Source organism: Xenorhabdus indica (assembly GCF_014467235.1).
GTDB lineage: Bacteria > Pseudomonadota > Gammaproteobacteria > Enterobacterales > Enterobacteriaceae > Xenorhabdus > Xenorhabdus indica.
The window spans coordinates 17,919-43,608 of sequence record NZ_NKHP01000027.1 but is presented as its reverse complement, the minus strand read 5'-3'; the positions used below and the strand labels follow the sequence as shown (position 1 = coordinate 43,608).

The following is a 25,690-nucleotide window of genomic DNA, read 5'->3' as shown; positions in this document are numbered from 1 at the left end:
TGCCTACCTCTAACCTGCACCTGACAATCTGTAATCAGACTCTTACCATTTCTTTTTCAATCAACTGAATCAAAATATGGATCACTTTGATATGAACTTCCTGAATACGATCTGCATAACCGAAATGCGGTACACGAATTTCAACATCTGCGGTTTCTGCCATTTTGCCGCCATCTTTACCAGTCAGCGTAATGACTTTCATCCCTTTTGCGCGGGCAGCTTCAATTGCTTTAATAATATTACCGGAATTGCCCGAAGTCGAAATTCCAAGCAAAACATCACCCTTCTGACCAACGGCCTCAATATAACGGGAAAACACATAATCATAGCCAAAATCATTGCTAACACAGGATAAATGGCTAGGATCAGAAATAGCGATACCAGGATATCCCGGACGATTTTCGCGATAACGGCCCGTCAACTCTTCCGCAAAATGCATAGCATCACAATGTGAACCCCCATTACCACACGAAAGCACTTTTCCTCCCGCCTTAAATGAATCAGCCAACAAAACGGCCGCTTTTTGGATGGCCTCAATATTTGTATTATCGTTGAGGAAATTAGCCAGCGTCTCTGCGGCTTCGGATAACTCATTGCGGATCAGATCTTGATACATGGGACTCATACTCCTGAAAGGAAAGGGCTTCGGGATTAATAACAACAATTACCCAGTGTAACGGATTCCACCCCCTGAAAGAAGATACCATCACATCTCTAAGAACTTCCCCCACCAAAAACTTCAATGACTTTGTGAGCCAGATTGTAATTAAGATGTAAATATATTGATAATTCTCTTTTCCTCATCTAAAAAAGAAGGACATCACAACAGGTCAGACCTCTGACGACTCAACCTGAGATTTACAGGAGTTTTACTATGACCGTCCTCAGCATTATTTTGTTTTTAGTCTTGATTGGCGGGCTTTGTTACCGCAAAGTCAGCCTGACTGCCAGCGGCTTACTGCTTATTGCCTATACATTCATCATGGGTGTTACAGGTCTTTGGAGCTACTGGTTGCTGTTACCACTCGCTATTATCCTGTTCCCCCTTGTCTTTACTCCAACTCGTATCTCTCTATTTTCTGCGCCTGGTCTGAAAGCATTCCGCAAAGTTATGCCAAGTATGTCCAGTACAGAGAAAGAGGCGATTGATGCTGGTACAACATGGTGGGAAGGTGATTTGTTTCGCGGTAACCCTGACTGGAATAAATTGCATAACTATCCAAAACCACAGTTAACCGATGAAGAACAAGCATTCATTAATGGCCCCGTGGAAGAAGCCTGCCGTATGGCAAATGATTTCCAAATCAGTCATGAATTAGCTGACTTACCTCCAGAGCTTTGGGCCTATCTGAAAAAGCACCGTTTCTTTGCCATGATCATCAAAAAAGAATACGGCGGGCTGGAATTCTCAGCTTATGCGCAATCACAAGTTCTGCAAAAACTGGCAGGTGTCTCCGGTATTCTGGCGATAACTGTTGGTGTGCCTAACTCATTGGGACCTGGTGAACTGTTGCAGCACTATGGTACAGATGAGCAGAAAAAACGTTATCTTCCCGGCCTCGCCCGTGGCGAAGAGATCCCTTGTTTTGCTTTGACCAGCCCGGAAGCCGGCTCAGATGCAGGGGCAATTCCTGATACTGGTATCGTCTGTGTGGGCGAATGGCAAGGCGAACAAGTACTCGGTATACGCCTGAACTGGAACAAGCGTTATATTACTCTTGCTCCTATCGCGACTGTATTGGGTCTGGCATTCAAACTGTATGACCCGGATCACTTATTGGGTGAGGCTGAATCATTGGGTATAACCTGTGCCCTGATCCCAACAAATACCCCAGGTGTTGAAATCGGCCATCGTCATTTCCCTTTGAATATTCCATTCCAGAATGGGCCAACCCGCGGTAAAGATATTTTCGTTCCTATCGATTACATCATTGGTGGACCGAAAATGGCAGGACAAGGCTGGCGTATGCTGGTTGAGTGTCTGTCTGTTGGTCGTGGTATTACCCTACCATCCAATGCCACTGGTGGATTGAAAAGCGCAGCTATGGCTATCGGTGCTTACTCTTATATCCGTCGTCAATTCAAACTGCCTATCGGCAAAATGGAAGGTATTGAAGAGCCACTGGCCCGCATCGCAGGTAACGCTTACCTGATGGATGCTGCGGCAACAATGATCACAAGTGGCATTATGCTGGACGAAAAACCTGCCGTTCTGTCTGCTATCGTGAAATATCACTGTACCCACAGAGGACAGCGTTCCATTATTGATGCAATGGATATCGCTGGTGGTAAAGGTATCTGCCTCGGCCCGTCTAACTTCCTGGCTCGTGGTTATCAGGGTGCACCTATTGCTATTACCGTAGAAGGTGCGAATATTCTGACCCGTAGCATGATTATCTTTGGTCAAGGTGCAATCCGCTGCCACCCTTATGTTCTGGCTGAAATAGCCGCAGCAGGAGACAATGATGTCAAAGCGTTTGATAAAGCATTGTTCGGTCACTTAGGACACGTTGCCAGCAATACATTACGCAGCCTGTGGTTAGGTATTACCAATGGCAGAACCAGCAATACCCCAGTCAATGATGCAACGCGTCGTTACTATCAGCACATCAATCGCCTGAGTGCAAACCTGGCCCTAATGTCTGATGTTTCCATGGGGGTATTGGGTGGCAGTTTAAAACGTCGTGAACGTATCTCTGCCCGTTTAGGTGATATTCTGAGTCAACTTTTCCTGGCAACAGCGACCTTAAAACGTTACGAAGATGAAGGTCGCCAAAAAGAAGATCTACCACTGGTTCAATGGGCTGTAGAAGATACCTTGCATCAGGCAGAACAGGCCCTGAACGATTTGCTGCGTAACTTCCCTAATCGTATGATTGCCGGTTTAATGCGAGTGATTATCTTCCCGTTAGGCCGCTCACATACTGCACCATCTGATAAATTGGATCACAAGCTGGCACAGATATTACAAACACCATCCGCAACTCGTGACCGGATTGGTCGTGGGCAATACCTGACACCAAGTGAGCATAATCCTCATGGATTATTGGAAGAAGCATTGCATGACATTATTGCTGCAGAACCTATTCACGCCCGCCTGAGCCGTGAAGCAGGTAAAAACCTGAGTTTCACACGTCTGGATCAGTTGGCTGAAAAAGCATTAGCGGATAATAAGATCACTAAGGAAGAAGCTGATATCCTGAAACGCGCAGAAGTCAGCAGACTGCGTTCAATCAATGTTGATGAATTTGAAGCAGATGCCTTTGCTGTCCCCAATGCAACAAAAAAGTCTAAAAATCAGCAACAGACTGAAGCAGCCTGATGCTGGAATGGTACAGATAATAAATAAGTGCTAAAAAATATGGGGGCTTTATGCCCTCATATTCTTACATCACTTCCAGTGATAACAATTCTTGTATTGTCTGCCGACGTCGAATTAAACGAGGTTCACCATCAACAAACAATATTTCAGGGATCAGAGGCCGGCTATTATAATTTGAGGACATAGATGCACCGTAAGCACCTGTATCATGGAAAATCAGATAATCCCCGACAGAAACATCAGGCAACATACGGGGAATAACCTCCCCCCCTTCCAACTGAGTAAAGACATCTCCTGATTCACATAATGGTCCTGCCACCAACGTTTCCTGTAAGTTTGTCCTTTCGCTGCTCTTACCTTCACTATTTTGCCCATTTCCAGCTAACTCATTTTCAGACAACACAGAAATATGGTGATAACTGCCATACATTGCTGGCCGCATCAAATCATTGAAACCTGCATCTGCCAGCACATAATGGCGACTTCCCATAGACTTTACCGCCCGTACTTCTGTCATCAAAATCCCTGCTTCGGCAAGCAAAAAACGACCAGGTTCAATTTCCAACTCAATATGATGCCCCAGTTGCTGTTCAATACGTTGGCGTGCTTTATGCCATAAACTGTAATAATGGTCGGTATCTACAACTTCTTCACCGATTTTATAGGGGATGGATAACCCTCCTCCTGCCGAAATGGCCTGAATATCCACCCCACACAATACAGCCTGTTCCACCATAGCATCACAAACATTGGCAAGATGTTGGTAATCAACCCCTGAACCAATATGCATATGCAAACCTATCAGGTTCAGTTTATATTGACGAACTTTCTCAAGAGCTAAAGGCAAATCCTGAAACCAGATCCCATGCTTACTGTTTTCACCGCCGGTATTAGTCTTCTGACTATGACCATGCCCGAATCCCGGATTAATACGCAGCCAAACCGGATGGTCAGCCTGACGTTGACCAATCTGTTCCAGCATATCGATAGAGCCTGCATTAACGGGTATATCTAATTCAATTACACGATCCAACGTCTCTTCATTAATCAGATCAGCAGTGAATACGATTTCTGATTTATCACGTCCTGGCTGAAATCCGGCATGAAGCGCACGTTCAATTTCTCCTAATGACACCGAATCCACTTTGATACCTTGTTTTCTCATTAAACGCAGAATATGGGTATTGGAACAGGCTTTTTGTGCAAAACGAATAACATCAAACTGCTTTAACTGTTCGATTTGCCTGATAATGATAGCGCTGTCATATATCCACAAGGGTGTTCCATAAACAGCGGGCAAGCTAAGGAGTTTCTCTGGTGTAAAATTTTTACTTAAAGAAGTGGTAAGAGTTGGTTTTGTCATTGAGACTTTCTCATAAATCAGCCGATGCTTCATTATTGGCACCAATCAGACAGGAATAAAAATATCCTTTTCACTATCATCTATTCATCTGTGATATCGCTTTGCTTTCTTTTTAAACGCATTATTATGTGGTATCCAGTTTATATGACTTTCAATATAGATAATTACCTTACGTGAAAAAGCAAACCAAATAAAAAGGGGGGAAGGTTATGCACACCTGTTCATGGCGACATATAGAGATTTTTCATGCAGTCATGACCACCAAGAATCTGACTGATGCAGCGATTTTATTGAAAACCTCACAACCAACGGTGAGCCGTGAACTGGCACGCTTTGAACAATTACTGAAATTGAAGTTATTTGATCGGATAAAGGGGCGTTTATTCCCAACAGCACAGGGAATAAGACTATTTGAAGAGGTACAGCGTTCCTATTACGGGTTGGAAAGAATACTCAATACGGCAGATTGTATCCGCCAGTTTGAATATGCCCAACTATCCATGACCTGTTTGCCAGTATTTTCCCAATCCTTATTGCCTAAAGCCTGTCATAGCTTTATCCAATCCTACCCTGATGCGCAGCTAACAATCATTCCACAAGAATCACCACTACTGGAAGAATGGCTTTCAGCACAACGCTACGATCTCGGTTTGACTGAACATATGCAGACACCCGCGGGAACCGGACGTGAAACCTTGATGACATTGAATGAAGTTTGTGTTTTGCCCACCAACCATCCACTCACACAAAAAGCGCGACTAGAACCAGAAGATTTTCATGGACAGCCGTTTATCAGCCTCTCTATTACAGATAGCTACAGACAACTGATTGATGCGATATTTAACAAATATCAGGTCTCACGCAAAATGATCATGGAAACTCACAGTGCGGCATCAGTATGCGCCATGATCAGTGAAGGTATTGGTGTATCGATTGTCAACCCACTGACAGCACTGGATTATCTGGATAAAAATGCCGGGCTCTGCATGCGGCCATTCAGTATCGAAATTCCGTTCACAGTCAGCTTAATTAAACCTATTCATCGCCCATCTTCAGAGCCTGTCGAAATATTTATTACTCATTTAAAGCAGCAGGCTGATCTCTTTCCACAAAAATTAGCATTAGCTTTTCAACATTAATTGTTGCCAGTGGGGAGAAGATGCAAACCACTCAACCAGAAAATCCAATAATGCCCGTAAAGTGGCGGGCATATTTTGACGGCTAACATAAATACCGTAAATTCCCATCGCCTGAGGTTGATAATCAGGTAATAGCTCAATCAACTGCCCGGATTTTAAGTAAGGTGAGACGGAATAATAAGGTTGCATAGTGATACCGGCTCCTTGCAATGTGGCTTCCATAAGCACCGTAGATTCATTGGCACTTAACGTCCCACTGACAGGAACTGAATACTGCTGATGTTGTTTTTCGAACAGCCATAAGCTCTTACCAAAAAAGTTATATGTCAGGCAATTATGTTCTGCCAAATCGACGGGTTTTTGCGGGATTATTTTGCCATCTAAATAAGAGGGAGCGGCACAAACAACAGAATGACAAGTCGATAGCGGACGAGCAATCAAATTCGGCTCCAAATTATTGGTAATGCGGATTGCTAAATCAATGCGTTCTTCAACCAATTTAATGACTTTATTATTGACTTGCAGATTAACAGCGACCTGAGGATACTTCCGCATAAATTCAGTAATCGCCACAGACAGTGCGCTGACTCCCAACGATTGAGAGCAACCTACCCTTAATAATCCTTTCAGGGTATGAGCCTCTGCCAATTGCTGAGTTGGCATCGCTTCCGCTAACTCCATTAATTTAAGGCTACGCTGATAAGCCTGCTCTCCCTCTGAAGTCAGACTTATGTTACGCGTTGTGCGATGCAGAAGACGAACTGCTGCCCATCTTTCCATTTCAGATAGGTAACGTGACACCATTGCCCGTGACATATCAAGTCGTTCTGCTGCTGCACTCAAACTGCCCTGTTCAACAATTGTGACAAAAACCTGTGCTGCGGTGATCCTGTCCATCTTGTCTCTGTATCTCCATGTTGATTAGCTCGATATATGCAACAAATAGTTGCCAGTAATGGGATTTTTAAATCGAAATATGCAATTTATTATATGAATCGCTCAAGCAAATAAGCATTTTTGTATAGGAATTCGATGATGGCTCATAAAACAATACGAAATACCGTTCTGGCTGCAACACTCTCTCTGGGAATGGGGACATTAGCCCAAGCTGCCGATCTTAAGTTAGATGTCTACAATCCGGGCAAAGCCGGCATTTTCCCGGTCTCTTCTGAAATCATCAGTGGCAAACATGAAGTTGTACTGATCGATGCACAATTCAAAAAAAGCGACGCTCAAGAACTGGTTAAAATGATCCAGCAGACCGGTAAAAAACTGACAACGATCTACATCAGCCAATCTGATCCTGATTTTTATTTTGGCCTTGATGTGATCACTGAAGCTTTCCCTGATGCCAAAGTGATCGCTTCACCTGAAACGATTAAAGCTATCAAAGAAACCAAAGATGGTAAACTGGTCTATTGGGGGGGCATCCTACAAGATCAAGCACCCCAAAAAATTATTGTGCCTGAACCATTGAAAGGAAATACCTTTACCGTAGATGGTGAAAAACTAATTGTTGAAGGTTTAAATGGCCCTGCCGCAGACCGCACTTTCGTATGGATCCCGAAATTAAAAGCAGTTGTTGGTGGTGTAACTGTTTCTGACAACATCCATGTATGGATTGCTGATACTCAGACCAAATCATCACGCCAGCACTGGATGCAGACATTAGAGCGAATCAAAAACTTGAAACCTAAAACTGTGGTTCCCGGTCATTATCTGGGAAATTCATCAATGACATTGGAATCAGTAAATTTTACCCAAAATTATCTGACTACACTGGAAAAAGAGTTACCAAAAGCAAAAGATTCAGAAGCATTAATTTCAGCCATGAAAAAACATTACCCAAACCTTGCTGATGAATCCAGTCTTGAATTAAGTGCCAAAGTATTGAAAGGCGAAATGAAGTGGCCTCAATAAATTAAAAATATGGGTGTTACGAAAAAAGTAGCACCCATATTTTATTACCAGTCTTAAACCACCGCCTATGGAAGTGGTGATCGTCAGAATAGACATTTCTTGAGTAAGTATTTTCATCTAACATAAGACTCAAAATATCTCACGCTATATTTCACACTACAATTATAAAATTGCAAATATTAAAGAATAAAATGAACTCTCTCAACCATTCTTCCCCACATACTGCTACAGTGACAAGCATAAACATGTTGTGGCTTTTCTTTTTTGATGTATTTCCTGATGTTCAAAAGTTTAAAAGGAGAGGCATCATGTTTAGATTTTATATGATAATTATCTAAGTTTACTAAAACTAAATCACATTAGCCCCATGCAAATTAAAAACCATCAAAAATATGGCAGAAAAACAGAGATAAGGCCCAAAAGCGATAAATTCAGGATAGCTTTTTCTTTTCAGCCAAATTATAACAAACCCTAATAGCCCAGATAATGAAGCCAACAACATCAACATAGGTATCATTTCTATACCAATCCATGCACCAATTGCGGCAGTCAACTTTAAATCACCGTAACCTATCCCCTCTTCCTTCAATGCATACCGACAAAACCAATACAATACCCATAAATATAAATACCCTGATATGGCGCCATATATCGCACTCTTTATTGGAACTACATCACTATGACTATTAAATACCAATCCAAGCCATAATAAAGGTTGAGTGAGAATATCTGGTAGCTGATAAGTTTTTATATCGATCACTGCTAAGAAAAATAAAACGATGCAGAAAAATAAAATTATTACTTCATTTATATTGACGAAGTTATTGAACCATACATTTTTCCCATCCATGAAAATGTTCAATATAGTTTCCATAAAATAACATCCCTGTTATCCCTGCCCTTCTTTCAAGTTGCAACTTTTTAGCTACATCTTGAAACTCACAGGACATACGATACTCCCTATTTATTCTCTGATATTAATCAGAACACGGTGAATACTAAATTCCCGTTTAGGTCATTGGCAATAAAAAATGCATTAAAACAGCCATGATGGAATAAATATGCGAACCAGCTCGCAACTGTACCTTGAGTTTCTTTTAGTCTGAGAGATAGCTTGATCATGCAATCAGCGCTCATTTATCATGGCGATAAATTAACTTTATGATATAGCGTTAGGCTGTATCTGAACGATCTGGAAAGGAACTATCCGGAAAAAAGAAGGAAAGAAAAAATATGCGAATTCCCCGCATCTATCATCCTGAGTCACTCATTGTAGGAACCGTAATCAACCTGAGTGATGATGCTGCCAATCATGTTGGCCGTGTGCTCAGAATGAGTAGTGGACAACAATTGCAACTCTTCGATGGTAGCAATCAGGTTTTTGATGCAGAACTTACTGAAGCCAGTAAAAAAGCAGTCAAAGTGCGCATTCTTGAAGGCAAATTGTCTAACCGCGAATCACCATTGGATCTGCATCTGGGGCAAGTTATGTCCCGTGGTGAAAAAATGGAATTCACAATTCAAAAATCCGTTGAATTAGGCGTTAATATTGTTACGCCATTACTTTCTGAACGCTGTGGTGTGAAACTGGATGCAGAAAGGCTGGGAAAAAAATTACAGCAATGGAGAAAAATCGCAATTTCTGCCTGTGAGCAATGCGGACGCAATCAGATCCCTGAAATCCGTCCGGTTATGACACTCGAAGCATGGTGTGCAGAAAACGATAGTAGCCTAAAATTAAATTTACATCCTCGTGCCAGCCAAAGTATCAATACACTGCCATTACCAGTGAAAAAAGTTCGCCTGTTGATTGGCCCAGAAGGGGGATTATCCGCCGAAGAAATAGAAATGACGGCAAATCACCAATTTACTGATATCCTGTTAGGCCCTCGTGTCCTGCGGACAGAGACGACGGCACTCACTGCAATTACAGCATTACAAGTGCGTTTTGGTGATCTGGGTTAAGGAGAAAGAATGATCAAGCTCGGTATAGTGATGGATCCAATCTCATCCATCAAAATAAAGAAAGACACTAGTTTCGCCATGCTGCTGGAAGCACAGAAACGCGGATGGGAAATCCATTACATGGAGATGAATGACCTCTATCTGCATCAGGGGGAAGGTCGTGCACGAACCCGTTTGCTTACAGTGGAAGAGAACGCTCAACAGTGGTATCAGTTTGGCATTGAACAGGATATAGCCCTTGATACATTGCATGTTATCCTGATGCGCAAAGATCCTCCTTTTGATACTGAATATATCTACGCCACTTACATTTTGGAAAGGGCTGAAGCCAAAGGCAGCCTGATCGTCAACAAACCACAGAGCCTGCGTGACTGTAATGAAAAACTGTTTACCGCATGGTTCCCTGAATTGACACCAGATACTCTGGTAACACGTAGCGCAAGAACTCTGCGTGAATTTCACCAAAAACATGGTGATGTTATTTTTAAACCACTGGACGGTATGGGTGGCGCTTCTATTTTCCGCCTGAAGCAAGATGATCCGAATATCGGTGTGATTATTGAAACACTGACCGAGCATGGCAGTCACTTCTGTATGGCACAAAATTTTCTGACAGCCATTAAGGATGGAGATAAACGTGTACTGGTTGTTGATGGCGAACCCGTGCCTTATTGCCTGGCCCGTATCCCCGCCCAGGGTGAAACCCGTGGTAACCTTGCAGCAGGCGGGCGTGGGGAAGCTCGTCCACTGTCAGAAAGTGACTGGGCTATCGCACGCGCTGTCGCTCCTGTCTTAAAAGAAAAAGGTTTAATTTTCGTTGGGCTTGATATCATTGGTGACCGTTTGACTGAAATCAACGTTACCAGCCCAACTTGTGTACGTGAAATAGAAGCCGCTTTTCCTGAAATCTCCATTACAGGCATGTTAATGGATGCGATTGAAAAACGATTGGAAAAACAGACAGTATAATCGGTTAAACAGCTTCCATTTCCTGACAGTATTTGCCATTTATCATATGCGCCCACATACTGTGTGGGCCAACTCATTCATATATTGTAAAAATAACTATCAGAAAACACATGAATCTACAGCATCATTTTCTCATCGCCATGCCTTCGCTCACTGATCCTTATTTCAATCGTTCTGTAGTTTATATCTGCGAACATGATCAAAACGGGGCAATGGGGTTAATTATTAATAAACCAATAGCTCAGATTTCTATTCAAGGGATCTTGAAGAAGTTGGATATCGCCCCCGAAGACAGAGACGATAATATCAATCTGAATAAGCCTGTAATGGCTGGCGGCCCACTGTCTGAAGAGCATGGTTTTATTTTACACACACCACAATCCGGCTTCAGTTCCAGCATCCAAGTCTCTGATGAAACAATGGTTACCACTTCCAAAGATATGCTGGAAGCACTAGGTACACCACGCCAACCAAAAAATGTTTTAATGACTCTTGGATACTCAAGTTGGGAAAAAGGCCAACTGGAAAAAGAAATTATGGAAAATAGCTGGCTTACCGTCGGTGCAGAAGCTTCCATTATTTTCAATACCCCTGTTGCCGACCGCTGGCGTGAAGCTGCATCCTTATTGGGAATTAATATCCACAATCTCGCATTACAAGCAGGGCATGCCTGATGAAAAATCGCACAGTAATTGCATTCGATTTTGGTACTCGTAGTATTGGTGCAGCCATCGGGCAGGAAATAACCGGCACAGCCAGAGCATTAGATTCTTTCAAAGCAAAAGAAGGTTCTCCCAATTGGGATATGATTGAAAAGCTCCTGAAAGAATGGCAACCGGATTTGGTCATTGTTGGTTTGCCACTCAATATGGATGGTACAGAGCAACTGGTTACAGCACAGGCACGCAAATTTGCTAACCGTTTACATGGTCGTTTCGGCGTCCAGGTTGAGCTACACGATGAACGCCTAACCACGGTAGAAGCACGATCTCACTTGTTTGATCATGGTGGATATCGCGCCCTTGATAAAGGCAAAGTTGATTCCGCTTCTGCTGTCGTCATTTTGGAAAGCTGGTTTGAGCAACGGTATTCATAGCCCAAAACAGCGATCACTGTGAATTCTGGTCATGATGAACTTTCCATCATGCCATTATTCCACTAGCAACCCCGACGATTTGCGCTGTTGGCGGCTTTGCTCGTAAGTTTGCATACCGCAGGCAGATCCTGTCTGCATTAATGTTGCTATCTGGTGATTTTTTCCTTCCCTGATCAAATGGCTGACAGCCTGGTTGACGACCAGAACTTCATAAATAGCCACCCTGCTTTCGTTTTTAGCAGGAAGCAATTGTTGGGCAATAACTGCCTTTAAACTACCCGCCAGTTGGCTGCATATCCATCCCTTTTCATCGGCGGGAAAAACATCCACTAGACGATCTATGGCCTGAATTGCCCCGCGAGTATGTAATGTTGACAGAACCAAGTGCCCAGTTTCAGCGGCTGTCAATGCTAACCGGATCGTTTCCTTATCACGCAATTCTCCTAGCAGGATTACATCAGGATCTTGCCGTAATGCCCCTTTTAATGCAGTTTGATAATCTGGCACGTCTTTCCCGATTTGCCTTTGCTGTATTAAACAGTTCCGGCTTCGGTGTACAAATTCTATTGGGTCTTCCAACGTGACAATGTGTTTTCTGACGTGATTATTGAGAGCATTAATCATCGCTGACAATGTCGTCGATTTACCGCTTCCGGTTGCTCCTGTCACTAATATCAAGCCATTTTCTGTCAGATTATTTTCTTCCTGTAAAATAAGGCGCTGGATAACTTCTGGAGCATATAGTTGTTCCAATGTCGGGCACTTATCAGGAATTAACCGTAGCACCAATGAAATATGATCTTGTTGATAGAACAGATTTCCTCTTAGCCGCCGTTTATCCTGCATTTCTACGACAAAATCGACATGCCCGATTATCTGTAACTGTTGCTGCTGTTCTTCAGGCAATACGACTTTGCTCCATGCCATAATGAAATCACCATCAATTTCTGATAATTGTGTTTGCGGATACAACATATCATTGATGCGCAAAATTGGCACTTGCCCGACACAAAGATGCAGATCGGAAGCATTATGCTTTACACTAAGGGCCACTAATTTTTCCATATTCATTTTTTAATCTCCTGAGTTTCTCATGCACAATATTGAACAAAATCTTCACGATGTCAGGAACCACATCATACTTGCAGCTCAAAAATGCGGACGTTCTCCAGAAGAAATTACGTTACTTGCAGTCAGTAAAACCAAACCTGTGGAAGCTATCGCAAAAGCTATAGTTACAGGTCAACGGGAATTTGGTGAGAATTACGTTCAGGAAGGCGTTGAAAAAATTCAACAGCTTGCTAACCACGACGATTTAGTGTGGCACTTTGTAGGCCCTTTGCAGTCTAATAAAAGCCGTCTGGTAGCCGAACATTTTGACTGGTGTCATACCATTGACCGTTTGAAAATCGCCCAACGCTTGAGTGAACAACGGCCTAAAAGGCTGGCTCCACTGAATGTTCTGATCCAAATTAATATCAGTGGGGAAAGCAGTAAATCAGGTATTCTTTTGGAAGAACTGGAGGAACTGGCAGCAATTATCAATTCTCTGCCTAATCTGGTATTACGTGGTTTGATGGCTATTCCTGCACCAGAAAGTGATTTTGAACGACAAACAGACGTTTTTCGCCAAATGGAACAAGCATTTATTAAATTAAAGGCACAATATTCACAAATAGATACACTTTCTATGGGAATGACTGATGATATGGAAGCAGCTATCGCTTGCGGATCAACTTTAGTACGCATTGGAACAGCAATTTTCGGTGCCCGCCAATATAGCTCTGCCAAATTAACTGAACAAAATTAACCAGATATTATTCGAGGTGATTCTTCATGGAAAATAAAAAAATCACTTTCATCGGTGCTGGAAATATGGCTCATGCCATCATCGCCGGATTGGTCAAAAAAGGTTATCCTGCCGAACTTATCACTGTCTGCTCACCAAGTACGACTCGCCGTGATGTCTTGGCTGGAAAATATGGCGTTAACAGCCAAAGTGACAATATTCGCTATGCTCAAGAGGCAGAGGTTGTTGTGCTAGCAGTTAAGCCTCAAATGATGGAAGAAGTTTGTGGTCCCTTGCGCTCACAGGTAAATTTCGACCAAAAACTCGTTCTTTCCATTGCTGCCGGCATTCCTGTTTCCCGCTTTTACTTATTTCTGCAAGATAATCTCAATATTATCCGTATCATGCCAAATACCCCGGCTCTGATTGGGCAAGGGATCAGCGGAATGTTCGCTCCTGAACAGGTCAACGAGTCTGATCGCCAATTTGCTGAATCATTGATGAATAGTGTCGGTAAAGTCTGTAGAGTTGAGAATGAGGATCATATCAACAATATTATTGCGGTCGCAGGAAGTGCCCCAGCTTATTTCTTCCTGTTTATGGAATCGATGCAGCAGGAAGCTGAACGTTTGGGCTTTGACAGCCAAACGGCCAGAGAACTTGTCCTGCAAACGGCCATTGGTTCAGCTAAACTTGCTGAATCACAGGCAGAACTTCCTTTTTCTCTTCTGCGCGAACAGGTAACATCTAAAGGGGGAACAACTGCTGAAGCATTACGTATTTTTTACGAAAGCAATCTGCCGGAAATTGTATCCCAAGCCATGCAAGGAGCAATCCGCCGGGCACAGGAAATGGAAAAATTATTTTAAATCAATCAAATGTAATTTAATCAGGGCTGCTACATGCAATTCTTAAACTTTCTCTTTTTTACGGTTCTGGACTTATATACCGCAGTTTTACTGCTTCGGGTCTGGATGCAGTGGGCGCGTTGCGATTTTTATAATCCATTCTCACAATTTATCGTCAAAATCACCCAACCGGTAGTGCGTCCATTGCGTAGAGTTATCCCCGCTATTGGCCCTATTGATTCAGCCTCAGTTGTTTTAGCTTACTTGCTTGTTCTTATCAAAATGTTACTCCCTTTCTGGTTAGCAGCAGGACAATTCTTACTACCTTCTGCCATGATATTCCTGCTTGGGTTAATCGAACTGCTTACTGCCGCTGGAAAATTGGTATTTTGGCTTGTCATCGTCCGCGCATTATTGAGTTGGATCAGCCAGGGACGTAATCCTGTTGATTATGTTCTATTCCAACTGACAGAACCGCTGATGGCACCGATCCGTCGAATTATCCCTGCAATGGGGGGGATCGATTTCTCAGCCATGATTGTTATATTGATCCTGTATGCACTAAACGCTCTCCGTTATGATGTTTTGGCGTGGTTAGTTCCGGCCTTAATTGGTCAATAAATAATAAGTTAATTGGATAATAACAATGCAGAAAGTTGTTCTCGCTACGGGAAATGCAGGCAAAGTACGTGAACTGGCTGGTTTGCTGGCTGACTTTGGTTTAGATATCGTAGCCCAAACTGAATTGGGCGTGGACTCGGCAGATGAAACAGGTCTGACATTTGTTGAAAATGCCATCATCAAAGCTCGCCATGCTGCTGCTGTCACAGGTTTACCCGCCATTGCTGACGATTCAGGGTTATCAGTCAATGTGTTAGGTGGTGCTCCGGGCATCTACTCAGCCCGTTATGCGGGAACTGATGCCTCCGACCAAGATAATATGGAAAAATTGCTGGAAGCTATGCGCGATGTCCCTGATGCACAACGCCAGGCACAATTTAATTGCGTTCTGGTCTATTTACGTCATGCAGAAGATCCAACTCCTCTGGTTTTCCATGGTCGCTGGTCTGGTGTTATCAGCCGGGAGCCTGCCGGAAGCGGCGGTTTTGGTTATGATCCCATTTTTTATATACCAGAATTTGGCTGTACAGCAGCAGAGCTGAGTCGTAAGCAAAAAAGTGCTGTTTCACATCGTGGACAAGCCTTAAAAATGCTGTTGGAAGCTATGCGTAATGCTTAAATTACCACCACTTAGTCTCTATATTCATATTCCCTGGTGTGTACAGAAGTGCCCTTATTGTGATTTCAATTCACATGCGTTAAAGGGGGATGTACCACATCAGGAATATGTCGAACATCTGCTGGCTGATTTACGTAATGACCTCCCCATGGTTGATGGTCGTGAGGTATCGACGATCTTTATCGGCGGTGGTACACCTAGCTTACTAAGCGCTGAAGGAATGCAACGATTACTTGATGGAGTAAGGGATTCACTGCCACTTTCCCCACAAGCAGAAATTACCATGGAAGCTAATCCGGGAACCATTGAAGCTGATCGTTTTAGTGCCTATCAACAAGCGAGTATTAACCGGATTTCAATAGGAGTACAAAGTTTCGGCTCTGACAAACTCATCCGCTTAGGGCGCATCCACGGTCCGGAAGAAGCTAAACGAGCGGCACGATTGGCGGATGGGCTTGGATTACGTAGTTTTAATCTGGACTTGATGCACGGTTTGCCTAACCAGACACTGAATGAAGCACTGAGCGATTTGCGCCAGGCCATTGAACTTTCTCCGCCCCATCTGTCCTGGTATCAGTTGACGATTGAACCCAATACCAGTTTCGGTTCTCGCCCACCAATTCTGCCAGATGATGATGCACTATGGGATATCTTCTCTCAAGGTCACCAATTATTAACATCGGCAGGCTATCAGCAGTATGAAACATCAGCATATGCCAAACCGGGTTATCAATGTCAGCATAACCTCAATTACTGGCGTTTTGGCGATTACCTGGGAATTGGCTGTGGTGCACATGGAAAGATTTCGTTTACAGATGGGCACATCCTGCGCACGGTGAAAACCAAACATCCGCGCGGCTATATGCAGGGACGTTATTTGGATCAACAAAATCAGGTGGATAATGAAGATCGTCCATTTGAATTTTTCATGAATCGTTTTCGTCTGCTGGAAGCAATGCCACGGCAACATTTCAGCCAATTTACTGGACTACCAGAAAACGCTATCCGTCCACAAATCGATAAGGCGCTGGCGAAAGGCTATATCACTGAAAACGATACGCACTGGCAAATTACTAAGCACGGCAAACTATTCCTGAATTCACTGTTGGAATTGTTTCTGTAGAAAGCCGTTCTTGTAGAAAACCATTCTGGTAAAACCCGTCTTATAAAAATAAGGCTGCACCTAAAAACCAAAGGAGCAGCCTTATTTGATCATGTAAGAAAATAGATTAATGTGTATGGTTACAATGCATCAGCAACAGCATTCACCTGACGTGTCAAACTATCTAACCCACCACCAGACAGATACCATAAATCAGATTGCAGATAGACTATTTTGCCATTTTTATAGGCGTTAGTTGATTTCACCTGTTCAGTTTCAAACTGGGCTTTTGTCAATTCCCCCGCCCCAATTGCTTTACTGCGATCGATAATAAAAATCACATCAGGATTTGTCTGCGCAATCATTTCTGGTGTAACAATGCGGCTCTTATCGTTATCTGATTTAGGTGGCAATTCTGCACGTTGTGTTTTTACCACATTGTAAACAATTGCTTGATTATTCGGATATAATTCACCAGCATTGTGCAGTAAAACCAATACCTTACTATTTGACGATTTTGCTTTTTCCTGCGCTACCGCAATGGTTTTCTCCAAATCAGCCAAATGAGTTTTCACTGCATCCTGTTTATTAAGTAATTCACCCAATAACTTAATGTTACTTTCCACAGATGGCAGGTAGTTTTTACTGTCCGTACTTAAATCTATAGTTGGTGCAATTTGCGATAAACGATCATAAAAAGATCTCTGACGCCCGGTGATCACAATCAAGTCCGGTTTGATTTCAGCCAATTTTTTCAAATCTGGTGATTTCATTCCTCCGGCATCATGCATATTTTCAGATACGCTACTGCGCACATATTCGGGCAAACTTTCCTCAGGCAATGCAACAACACGTTCGGCTAACCCTAACTTTGCCATGGAATCGTAAGTACCAAAATCAAATAAAACCACTCTTTCTGGGTTTTTCTTAACTTTAGTTTCACCGGAAAAATGTTTTATTGTGACATACTCACCAGACTGAGCCATTACTGAATTTGGCGTAAATGTTACGGATTGCTGGCTAAATGCGGAATGGCTAGTGACAGAAAACAATGAAGCTAAAACAATCGGCAGGATCTTTTTCATTGTGGCACCTGAATTAATCATGTGAATAAGGAAATGATTTGCATTCTAGAGACCAAACATAGGATGTCAATCAAATAAGAATCAATTTCATATTGATTCTTATTTGATATAAACCATATTGTGATTTAGTTGATAGAATTCAATAGGTTGATACGTAACTGTTCCAGCTTATCCGCTTTATTACACACCTCTTCTCTAAAGCGTTTCAGCTCTTTTTCCTGTTTTTTCCATTCTGCATCAAAGCTATTTTGTGCGCTCCCCAATCCACCAAGGAGAGACATTAGCATCTGTTTGCCGTCACCATTCTGATTACTCGTATTACGGCTCATTTCATTAATACTGTCCTGCAAAATACCACCCAAACTCTGTTGGATAAGGTTCTGCCCTTCTGTTTCTGCCTGTTTGATTACCTGATAATTGAAGGCAATGCCATTAGGGCGGGTTTCCAGTACCTTATCAATTTGCTTATTCAGACCAGATTCCAATTGGGTCAAGCGGACACGAATATTGCTATCCTTTCCCATTGTTTCAGCAACAACTTTATCCAGAGCCTGACGCGCGTCTGCTAAATGACTTAAAGCCTCTTTCTTCACCCAGGGCAAATCCTGACGGATAAGTTGCTGATATTTTTTCGCTTTGCTGCGTTGATCAACATTCAGTGATAATGTTTTACCATTGCGAAGCACAGAGCCATCAGGCAGAATTTTCAGGTTGTCGTTTTCGCCAATCATCTGGACAGATTCTGGTGTAACAATAATGTCATCTTTAAGTGTCGTCCGGCATTCTGAACCCGCTTGCCCCTGAGCAACAAATAACAGCGATGCAGCAATCACAATTTTTCGTAACATACATTCTCCTGGTATCCTCGGCTTTGCGATCCCTTACTCATTATCATGGGGCTCCCGCAATTATCTGCTAAGGTTTCAAATTAAAAAATAGAGCGCCCGATACGTTCGGCTAATTTTTCCAGTGCTGCGCAACCTGCCAGAGAGTTGCCCGAACGATCCAGTTCAGGAGCCCACACTGTAACAGTGAATTCTCCCGGAACCACACAGACAATTCCTCCGCCAACACCTGATTTTCCGGGCATACCGATCCTGAACGCAAATTCACCTGAACCATCATACATACCGCACGTCAACATAAGGGCATTAATCTGTCTGGTTTGCCGGAGACTTAAAATTTGCTGACCAGAATCTATCATTCGCCCTTGGTTAGCCAAGTAAATAAAACACTGAGATAACTCAACACAATTCATTTTCAGGGCGCAATACTGAAAATAAGTTTTCAGAACAGTGAGCACATCATTTTCAAAATTACCGAATGACTTCATTAAGTAAGCAATTGCGGCATTACGGCTGGAATGCTCCATCTCTGAGCGGGCAACAATATCATCATAGCCAATAGCTTTTTGCCCTGTGAGGCTGCGTACAAACTCCAGCATTCTATGCTTAGGTGCACTCAAACGTGATTGCAGCATGTCACAGATAACTAATGCTCCTGCATTAATAAAGGGATTACGGGGAATACCTTTTTCCAATTCCAACTGCACTAATGAGTTAAATGGTTGCCCCGAAGGCTCTGTACCCACCCGTTGCCAGATGTCTTCTTCCTTATAGCGTGTCATTGCCAATGTCAGGCTTAACACCTTGGAAATAGATTGGATGGAGAAACGTTTTTCTGCATCTCCTGCTTTAAAAATCTGTCCATCAACCGTACAGATAGCCATCCCAAAATTATTTACTGGAACTTCTGCCAGAGCGGGAATGTAATCTGCTACTTTTCCTTGACCAATCAAAGGGCGTACTTCATCTAAGATATCTGCCAATAACGAATTAGAGAACCTTACCTTCACCACTTTTTCTCCAGACAAAAAAGGGCTCACAAAGAGCCCCTGCATACAGCGTCATTGTTGTTTAAAACGCAACTTTTAATACAACAGCGAATCAATCCCACCACACATCAAATAATTCTGATGTAACAATCTCTTCCATACCACGAGCTTTTAACCAATTAGTAACCAACTGACGATGCTCTTCGGTACATTTGCCGATTTTCTGCAAGCAGATCATACCTTCCCACTGCAAATAACCGCTGGCATCCAGAGCAAGGCCATTCGGCTCGATTAACTCTTCAATCAAAGCATCAACTGTGCTATCTACAACCTCAACTGAGGTATTGGCCGGGAAATTCCACTTTACTGAAAAACCTAATTCCTGAAACTCATCAATACGCAGTTTTTTACGCAGACGACGACTACGATTTTTAGCCATTATTTTACCCTCTCGAACATTAGATCCCATACACCGTGCCCTAAACGATGACCACGCATCTCGAATTTCGTCACAGGGCGTGAATCAGGGCGTGGTACATAATCACCACTTTCCGATATATTGCGATACCCTTCGGCTTCGCTCATAACTTCTAACATATGTTCAGCATATGGCTGCCAGTCCGTCGCCATATGGAATACACCGCCAATTTTCAGTTTACTTCTGATCAGTTGAGCAAAATCAGGCTGCACAATTCGACGTTTGTTATGGCGGGCTTTATGCCATGGATCAGGGAAGAACAACTGAACCATTTCCAGACTCTGTTCCGGGATCATATTTTCCAGCACTTCAACAGCATCGTGACACATCACACGCAGATTGCTGAGATTTTCATCTTGTGCAGAAGCCAAACACGCCCCGACTCCCGGAGCATGAACCTCTATCCCGAAAAAATTTTTCTCTGGGTTCTGACTTGCCATCGTGACCAGAGAAGCCCCCATACCAAAACCAATTTCCAACACAACAGGGGCAGCACGACCAAACAGTACTGCCATATCGTACAATTCTGGCTGATAATCCACTCCCATCTTCGGCCACACATTATCAAGTGCTTGCTGCTGACGAGTGGTTAACCGTCCCTGCCGACGTACAAAACTGCGGACACGGCGCAAAGCCCTGCCATTTTCATCATATTCCGGTGAAATTACGTTATTTATCATGGTACTGTCTATTGGTACTTTCTATCAGTTTTAAAGGCATTTGCTCAGGCGTCCGAGGTGTTATGTACCGCAGGATTGCCCAAAGAGAGCGCAATTATGCAAAGATGGCTGAGTTTATCAAGTTCGATGCCTGTAAGCACAACTTTAATGTTAAATTGTGTGGCGCTTCGAAACAAAGTTCGGGTTTACTCTGAGGTTACACTATGTTGCAATCCTGTTCACGAAACTATTATCAGATATAAAGACAATTATTCTAATGATGGAAGCAAAGCAATTTTCACAAGCAGTACTTGAATGGTATCACCATTATGGTCGCAAAACCCTGCCGTGGCAGTTAGAAAAAACATCCTATCACGTCTGGCTTTCAGAAGTGATGCTGCAACAAACACAGGTCGCGACAGTGATACCTTATTTCCAGAAATTTATTTCACGTTTTCCTGATGTGGCATCATTGGCAGCAGCGCCATTGGATGAAGTTTTGCATTTATGGACTGGCCTGGGATACTACGCACGAGCCCGTAATTTGCACAAAGCGGCTCAACAAATTGTTGAACGGCATCATGGAAAATTCCCAACTACTTTTGATGACGTCGTTGCTCTACCCGGTGTTGGCCGCTCTACCGCAGGTGCCATCCTTTCACTTTCTCAAGGAAAACACTTTCCTATCCTTGATGGCAATGTTAAGCGCGTTCTGGCTCGCTGCTATGCCGTTGATGGTTGGCCGGGAAAAAAAGAGGTAGAAAATCAATTATGGGTTATCAGTACCCGCGTTACTCCCAAACAGGATGTTGAATATTTTAATCAGGCGATGATGGATTTGGGAGCGATGGTATGCACCCGCAGTAAACCCAAATGTGAAATTTGCCCTCTCAATACAGGTTGCATAGCTTATGCCAACCACAGCTGGGCAAACTATCCGGGGAAAAAACCGAAACAGAGTATCCCTGAAAAAACAGCTTACTTTTTATTGATGCAGAATGGCGATACAGTTTGGTTAGAACAACGCCCACTATCTGGCATCTGGGGCGGACTATTTGCATTCCCGCAATTTACTGATGCAACTTCACTGGAACTGTGGCTGAAAGAATCGGGTATTTCTCATAACAAGCCCGAACAGCTAACAGCATTTCGCCACACATTCAGTCACTTTCATCTGGATATCGTCCCTATTAAAATCGATATCTTATCTTTTGATTCCTGCATGGATGAAAGTAAAGGACTTTGGTATAACTTACGCCAGCCAGCAGCAATTGGATTGGCTGCGCCCGTTGAGTACCTTTTGCAGCAGTTGGGCTAAAATTTGTCTCACTATTTTTTGCTCCATTCCATTATTTTGAGGATTTAGAGGATCTAGCATGAGCAGAACGATTTTTTGTACTTTTTTGCAACGAGAAGCCGAAGGCCAAGATTTTCAGTTCTACCCTGGGGAACTGGGTAAACGTATTTTTAATGAAATTTCTAAAGAGGCGTGGCAACAATGGATGAGCAAACAAACCATGCTGATTAATGAAAAGAAATTAAATACTATGAAGCCAGAAGATCGAAAATTACTTGAACAAGAAATGGTGAAATTCCTGTTTGAAGGGAAAGATATTCAAATTGACGGTTACACTCCGCCAGAAAAATAATCTTTAGCATCTATATTTATTGGGTGAATTCAGGATTTAAAAATCACCCAATAAATGAGAATTTACCTTAATAACCTCTAACAACATATCAATACCCAACGGCATCGCAAAATGAAAAGACTGCTGGCACTATTTCTGCTCACCCCATTTCTAATTTCCTGCTCTAGTAAACAAGATTTTGAATACAAAGAAGAATATATAAAAGACACGAATGGCTTTGATATCTTAATGGGGCAATTCGCTCATGACATTGAAAATATCTGGGGATTACAAGAAGTTTTAATCGCAGGTCCTAAAGATTACGTAAAATATACAGATAAATATAAAACCCGCAGCCATATCAATTTTGAAGCGGGGACGATCACCATTGAAACAATATCTCCTATTGATCCTACTGAACATTTACGCCAGGCGATTGTAACAACATTGTTAATGGGTGATGATCCGGGTTCTGTCGATCTTTATTCTGATTCTAATGATATCGAAATTAGCAAAGAACCATTTCTGTATGGACAAGTTTTAGATAACACGGGTGAACCAATTCGCTGGGAATGGAGAGCAAACCATTTTGCCAATTACCTGCTCCAGAATAAATTGCAAAAACGCCAATCAGGTCTACATATAATTTGGTCTGTCACCATACAGTTAGTTCCTAACCATCTGGACAAACGAGCTCATAAATATCTGCCAATGATTCGCAAAGCGTCTATTAAATACGGTGTTGATGAATCACTAATCCTAGCCATTATGCAAACAGAATCCAGTTTTAACCCTTACGCTGTCAGCCACGCTGATGCTCTGGGATTAATGCAAGTCATCCAACATACTGCCGGAAAGGATGTATTCAAGCTACAGGGTAAATCTGGTCAACCAAGTCGCAATTATCTTTTTGACCCGGCAAATAACATTGATACGGGCACTGCTTATCTGGCGATATTGCAGAGTACCTATTTAGGTGAAATCCAAAATGCAACTTCTCGCCGCTATGCGGTTATCACAGCATACAACGGTGGTGCAGGCAGTGTATTAAGAGTATTCTCCAGTGATAAGAAGAAAGCTGCTCAGATAATTAACTCAATGGCTCCAGGCGATGTTTATGAGACACTGACAAATAAACACCCATCAGCTGAATCACGCCGTTATTTGATGAAAGTAAATAATGCACAGAAAAGCTATCGTCGATAATTAATCGCCACAAATAAAAGAGTGGAAAAGAGCTTATCTTTCCACTCTTTGTTTATATTTATAACTAATTGAGCAAATTGAAAGCACTTAAGTAAATTTATGCAGAAAGTCGTTGACGGATTGGAGCTAATACGGTTTAATGCGTCCCCGTTAGCCCGGATAGCTCAGTCGGTAGAGCAGGGGATTGAAAATCCCCGTGTCGGTGGTTCGATTCCGCCTCCGGGCACCACTTCAACTTCCAGTGAAGTCCAGCCCAGTCAAACAATTTCTCTCAAATCCAGCAAAATCAACACTCTTATCTATTTCTACGTCTAGTTTCGTCTGTTGCAATCAAGATGCAGCGAAGGGCATAATTCGGGGCACTTACCGTTCGATGACAGGAATGCCCTTAATAATGAAACTAAACGCACGACAAATCGAAACTGCAAAGCCCAAAGAAAAAACCTACAAACTTGCCGATGGTGGTGGCCTCTATTTAGAAGTCACTGCTCGCGGCTCAAAATACTGGCGTATGAAGTATTACCGCCCCACCGATAAGAAAGAAGACCGTCTGGCATTTGGTGTTTATCCCGCCGTATCATTAGCCGATGCCCGCGCTAAACGCGATGAAGCCAAAAAGTTGATGGCACAAGGCATTGATCCCAAAGCTGAGAAAAAAGGCACGGCTTTTCCAGCTAACGCTACACACACCTTTGAACATATCGCACGGGAATGGCACACCAGTAACAAACGCTGGAGCGACCGCCACCGCCAAACCGTGCTGCGCAGCCTTGAACAGTACATTTTCCCGCAGATTGGAAAACTCAACATTACCACGCTAAGAACCAGCCAGCTTTTAGCCCCCATCAAAATGATTGATGATGCAGGTAAACACAATATCGCCCAGCGATTGCAACAACGTGTTACCGCTATCATGCGCTATGCCGTCCAGAATGATATCCTCGAATCCAGTCCTGCCAGTGATATGGCTGGCGCACTTTCTACCGTAAAATCACGCCATCACCCTGCCCTGCCTCATGAAGATTTACCGGATTTCCTGAACCGATTGTCTGTTTATCGCGGGCGCCTGCTGACCAAAATCGCGGTAGAACTGGCACTGCTGACATTTGTCCGTTCCAGTGAACTGAGGTTTGCCCGCTGGCAGGAAATCGACCTTGAAAACGCCGTGTGGAAAATTCCCGCCACAAGGCAACCGATTAAAGGCGTTCGCTTTTCTGAACGCGGCATGAAAATGAAAACCGATCACATTGTCCCGTTGAGTCGTCAGGCTGTCCGACTTATCAACGCGTTACAGGCACTGAGTGGCAACAGCGAAGTCATGTTCCCCAGCGATCATAATTCCGCGAAAGTTATGAGTGAAAACACGGTTAATAAGGCATTACGGGCGATGGGCTACGACACCCAGACCGAAGTCTGCGGACACGGCTTCCGCACAATGGCACGCGGGGCAATGGGGGAATCCGGCCTGTGGAGCGATGACGCCATTGAGCGCCAGCTCAGCCATATCGAACGCAACAACGTTAGGGCGGCGTATATTCACACCTCCAAACATCTGGATGAACGGAGGCTGATGGTGCAGTGGTGGGCGGATTATCTGGATGCGAACCGGGAAAAGTCAATCACACCCTATGATTTCGCCAAACCACTGCGCGACAGAAAAAACCGCTAGTACAATTTGCAACCCATTAATTCTCATCGGGAGAAAAACAATTAACGCTGTTCATTAAGTCTTGCTTTTTGGAATAATCCGCCTGTCATCAAACAACGTCCACGATGAGCGCTCAGGGACTCGGTAACAGGAGAATTAACATGACAATGACAGCATTGAAAGTAAGCCTGATCCGCCTGCCGGAAGTGCAACGCAGAACAGGTTACAGCAAGGCGTGGATCTACAAACTGATTAGCGACGGAGCATTCCCAAAACAGGTCAAAATCGGTCCACGTTCCGTAGCCTTTATTGAATCGGAAATTGATAACTGGATTGCCCAGCGTATTGCTGAATCACGAGCGGCATGACACAGAAAAGCATATGACATAAGAAACGTAA

At 43.2% G+C, this 25,690-nt stretch carries 27 protein-coding genes and 1 tRNA gene; 18 read left to right on the top strand and 10 right to left on the bottom strand.

Annotated features, from left to right (window positions below):
• Nucleotides 1-34 precede the first annotated feature (34 nt).
• Entirely contained in the window at nt 35-616 is a 582-nt protein-coding gene (gene lpcA, locus Xind_RS16835) for a D-sedoheptulose 7-phosphate isomerase (protein ID WP_047685277.1), read from the bottom strand.
• 258 nt (nt 617-874) lie between these two features.
• Between lpcA and fadE the strand changes: the two genes are divergently transcribed.
• Nucleotides 875-3,322: an acyl-CoA dehydrogenase FadE gene (gene fadE, locus Xind_RS16830; RefSeq protein WP_047685274.1), complete on the top strand. Its 2,448-nt coding sequence runs from the start codon at nt 875-877 to the stop codon at nt 3,320-3,322.
• Between the two features lie 64 nt (nt 3,323-3,386).
• On the opposite strand, the gene lysA is transcribed toward fadE, so the two are convergent.
• Nucleotides 3,387-4,685: a diaminopimelate decarboxylase gene (lysA, locus tag Xind_RS16825; RefSeq protein ID WP_047685306.1), complete on the bottom strand. Its 1,299-nt coding sequence runs from the start codon at nt 4,683-4,685 to the stop codon at nt 3,387-3,389.
• A gap of 209 nt (nt 4,686-4,894) precedes the next feature.
• On the opposite strand from lysA, the gene Xind_RS16820 reads away from it, so the two are divergent.
• Nucleotides 4,895-5,824 (top strand): LysR family transcriptional regulator, encoded by a 930-nt coding sequence (locus tag Xind_RS16820; RefSeq protein WP_047685271.1) that lies wholly within the window; start codon nt 4,895-4,897, stop codon nt 5,822-5,824.
• On the opposite strand, the gene Xind_RS16815 is transcribed toward Xind_RS16820, so the two are convergent.
• Nucleotides 5,807-6,721 carry a LysR family transcriptional regulator gene (locus Xind_RS16815; RefSeq protein WP_047685268.1) on the bottom strand — a complete coding sequence of 305 codons (915 nt, stop codon included), beginning with the start codon at nt 6,719-6,721 and terminating at the stop codon, nt 5,807-5,809. The genes Xind_RS16820 and Xind_RS16815 overlap by 18 nt on opposite strands.
• A gap of 192 nt (nt 6,722-6,913) precedes the next feature.
• Here Xind_RS16815 and Xind_RS16810 point away from each other — a divergent pair, with 192 nt between their 5' ends.
• Nucleotides 6,914-7,744 carry an MBL fold metallo-hydrolase gene (locus Xind_RS16810; protein ID WP_369793168.1) on the top strand — a complete coding sequence of 277 codons (831 nt, stop codon included), beginning with the start codon at nt 6,914-6,916 and terminating at the stop codon, nt 7,742-7,744.
• Nucleotides 7,745-8,093: 349 nt separating this feature from the next.
• On the opposite strand, the gene Xind_RS16805 is transcribed toward Xind_RS16810, so the two are convergent.
• The gene (locus Xind_RS16805; RefSeq protein ID WP_246432583.1) at nt 8,094-8,618 is read right to left on the bottom strand and encodes a prepilin peptidase; all 525 of its coding nucleotides are present in this window, start codon (nt 8,616-8,618) and stop codon (nt 8,094-8,096) included.
• Between the two features lie 359 nt (nt 8,619-8,977).
• Here Xind_RS16805 and rsmE point away from each other — a divergent pair, with 359 nt between their 5' ends.
• The 4 genes from rsmE to ruvX all read left to right on the top strand — a co-directional run bounded on the left by rsmE (nt 8,978) and on the right by ruvX (nt 11,774).
• Entirely contained in the window at nt 8,978-9,709 is a 732-nt protein-coding gene (rsmE, locus tag Xind_RS16800; protein ID WP_047685263.1) for a 16S rRNA (uracil(1498)-N(3))-methyltransferase, read from the top strand.
• Nucleotides 9,710-9,718: 9 nt separating this feature from the next.
• Nucleotides 9,719-10,678 carry a glutathione synthase gene (gene gshB / locus Xind_RS16795; RefSeq protein WP_187650529.1) on the top strand — a complete coding sequence of 320 codons (960 nt, stop codon included), beginning with the start codon at nt 9,719-9,721 and terminating at the stop codon, nt 10,676-10,678.
• A 110-nt stretch (nt 10,679-10,788) separates the two neighbouring features.
• Nucleotides 10,789-11,352, top strand: coding sequence for a YqgE/AlgH family protein (locus tag Xind_RS16790; protein WP_187650528.1), 564 nt, complete (start codon nt 10,789-10,791; stop codon nt 11,350-11,352).
• Nucleotides 11,352-11,774, top strand: a complete 423-nt coding sequence (gene ruvX, locus Xind_RS16785; RefSeq protein ID WP_047685254.1) for a Holliday junction resolvase RuvX — start codon at nt 11,352-11,354, stop codon at nt 11,772-11,774. The genes Xind_RS16790 and ruvX overlap by 1 nt, the downstream gene beginning before the upstream one ends.
• Before the next feature lie 54 nt (nt 11,775-11,828).
• Here the strand turns inward: ruvX and Xind_RS16780 are convergent, their stop codons facing one another.
• A complete protein-coding gene (locus Xind_RS16780; RefSeq protein ID WP_187650527.1) occupies nt 11,829-12,845 on the bottom strand; it encodes a type IV pilus twitching motility protein PilT in 1,017 nt (338 codons plus the stop codon).
• Nucleotides 12,846-12,867: 22 nt separating this feature from the next.
• Here Xind_RS16780 and Xind_RS16775 point away from each other — a divergent pair, with 22 nt between their 5' ends.
• From Xind_RS16775 to hemW, 5 genes are read left to right on the top strand one after another with little or no spacing between them, the layout of a single operon-like run.
• Nucleotides 12,868-13,584: a YggS family pyridoxal phosphate-dependent enzyme gene (locus tag Xind_RS16775; protein WP_047685551.1), complete on the top strand. Its 717-nt coding sequence runs from the start codon at nt 12,868-12,870 to the stop codon at nt 13,582-13,584.
• A gap of 26 nt (nt 13,585-13,610) precedes the next feature.
• Complete coding sequence (proC, locus tag Xind_RS16770; RefSeq protein ID WP_047685549.1) at nt 13,611-14,432, top strand: pyrroline-5-carboxylate reductase; 822 nt, start codon at nt 13,611-13,613, stop codon at nt 14,430-14,432.
• Nucleotides 14,433-14,465: 33 nt separating this feature from the next.
• Nucleotides 14,466-15,032 (top strand): YggT family protein, encoded by a 567-nt coding sequence (locus Xind_RS16765; RefSeq protein WP_047685547.1) that lies wholly within the window; start codon nt 14,466-14,468, stop codon nt 15,030-15,032.
• Nucleotides 15,033-15,057: 25 nt separating this feature from the next.
• Nucleotides 15,058-15,651 carry an RdgB/HAM1 family non-canonical purine NTP pyrophosphatase gene (rdgB, locus tag Xind_RS16760; RefSeq protein WP_187650526.1) on the top strand — a complete coding sequence of 198 codons (594 nt, stop codon included), beginning with the start codon at nt 15,058-15,060 and terminating at the stop codon, nt 15,649-15,651.
• Nucleotides 15,644-16,774 carry a radical SAM family heme chaperone HemW gene (gene hemW / locus Xind_RS16755; RefSeq protein WP_187650525.1) on the top strand — a complete coding sequence of 377 codons (1,131 nt, stop codon included), beginning with the start codon at nt 15,644-15,646 and terminating at the stop codon, nt 16,772-16,774. The genes rdgB and hemW overlap by 8 nt, the downstream gene beginning before the upstream one ends.
• Before the next feature lie 119 nt (nt 16,775-16,893).
• Here the strand turns inward: hemW and Xind_RS16750 are convergent, their stop codons facing one another.
• From Xind_RS16750 to trmB, 5 genes are all read right to left on the bottom strand, one after another.
• On the bottom strand, nt 16,894-17,838 hold the full coding sequence (locus Xind_RS16750) for a siderophore ABC transporter substrate-binding protein (protein WP_047685541.1): 945 nt from the start codon (nt 17,836-17,838) through the stop codon (nt 16,894-16,896).
• Between the two features lie 125 nt (nt 17,839-17,963).
• Nucleotides 17,964-18,686: a DUF2884 family protein gene (locus Xind_RS16745; protein ID WP_187650524.1), complete on the bottom strand. Its 723-nt coding sequence runs from the start codon at nt 18,684-18,686 to the stop codon at nt 17,964-17,966.
• A gap of 80 nt (nt 18,687-18,766) precedes the next feature.
• Nucleotides 18,767-19,738 (bottom strand): glutaminase B, encoded by a 972-nt coding sequence (glsB, locus tag Xind_RS16740; protein WP_047685537.1) that lies wholly within the window; start codon nt 19,736-19,738, stop codon nt 18,767-18,769.
• A gap of 46 nt (nt 19,739-19,784) precedes the next feature.
• Entirely contained in the window at nt 19,785-20,111 is a 327-nt protein-coding gene (locus Xind_RS16735; RefSeq protein ID WP_047685535.1) for a YggL family protein, read from the bottom strand.
• Nucleotides 20,111-20,830 carry a tRNA (guanosine(46)-N7)-methyltransferase TrmB gene (gene trmB, locus Xind_RS16730; protein ID WP_187650523.1) on the bottom strand — a complete coding sequence of 240 codons (720 nt, stop codon included), beginning with the start codon at nt 20,828-20,830 and terminating at the stop codon, nt 20,111-20,113. Before trmB ends, Xind_RS16735 begins: the two co-directional genes overlap by 1 nt.
• A 256-nt stretch (nt 20,831-21,086) precedes the next feature.
• On the opposite strand from trmB, the gene mutY reads away from it, so the two are divergent.
• The 6 genes from mutY (at nt 21,087) to Xind_RS16700 (ending at nt 25,659) form a co-directional block, all read left to right on the top strand.
• A complete protein-coding gene (gene mutY, locus Xind_RS16725) occupies nt 21,087-22,127 on the top strand; it encodes an A/G-specific adenine glycosylase (RefSeq protein WP_187650522.1) in 1,041 nt (346 codons plus the stop codon).
• A 58-nt stretch (nt 22,128-22,185) separates the two neighbouring features.
• Nucleotides 22,186-22,458: an oxidative damage protection protein gene (locus Xind_RS16720; protein ID WP_047685529.1), complete on the top strand. Its 273-nt coding sequence runs from the start codon at nt 22,186-22,188 to the stop codon at nt 22,456-22,458.
• Between the two features lie 111 nt (nt 22,459-22,569).
• Nucleotides 22,570-23,643 (top strand): membrane-bound lytic murein transglycosylase MltC, encoded by a 1,074-nt coding sequence (gene mltC / locus Xind_RS16715; protein ID WP_187650521.1) that lies wholly within the window; start codon nt 22,570-22,572, stop codon nt 23,641-23,643.
• Between the two features lie 153 nt (nt 23,644-23,796).
• Nucleotides 23,797-23,872, top strand: a tRNA-Phe gene (locus Xind_RS16710).
• A gap of 165 nt (nt 23,873-24,037) precedes the next feature.
• Nucleotides 24,038-25,312 carry a tyrosine-type recombinase/integrase gene (locus Xind_RS16705; protein WP_047683975.1) on the top strand — a complete coding sequence of 425 codons (1,275 nt, stop codon included), beginning with the start codon at nt 24,038-24,040 and terminating at the stop codon, nt 25,310-25,312.
• A 140-nt stretch (nt 25,313-25,452) separates the two neighbouring features.
• Entirely contained in the window at nt 25,453-25,659 is a 207-nt protein-coding gene (locus Xind_RS16700; RefSeq protein ID WP_047683973.1) for a helix-turn-helix transcriptional regulator, read from the top strand.
• Nucleotides 25,660-25,690 lie beyond the last annotated feature (31 nt).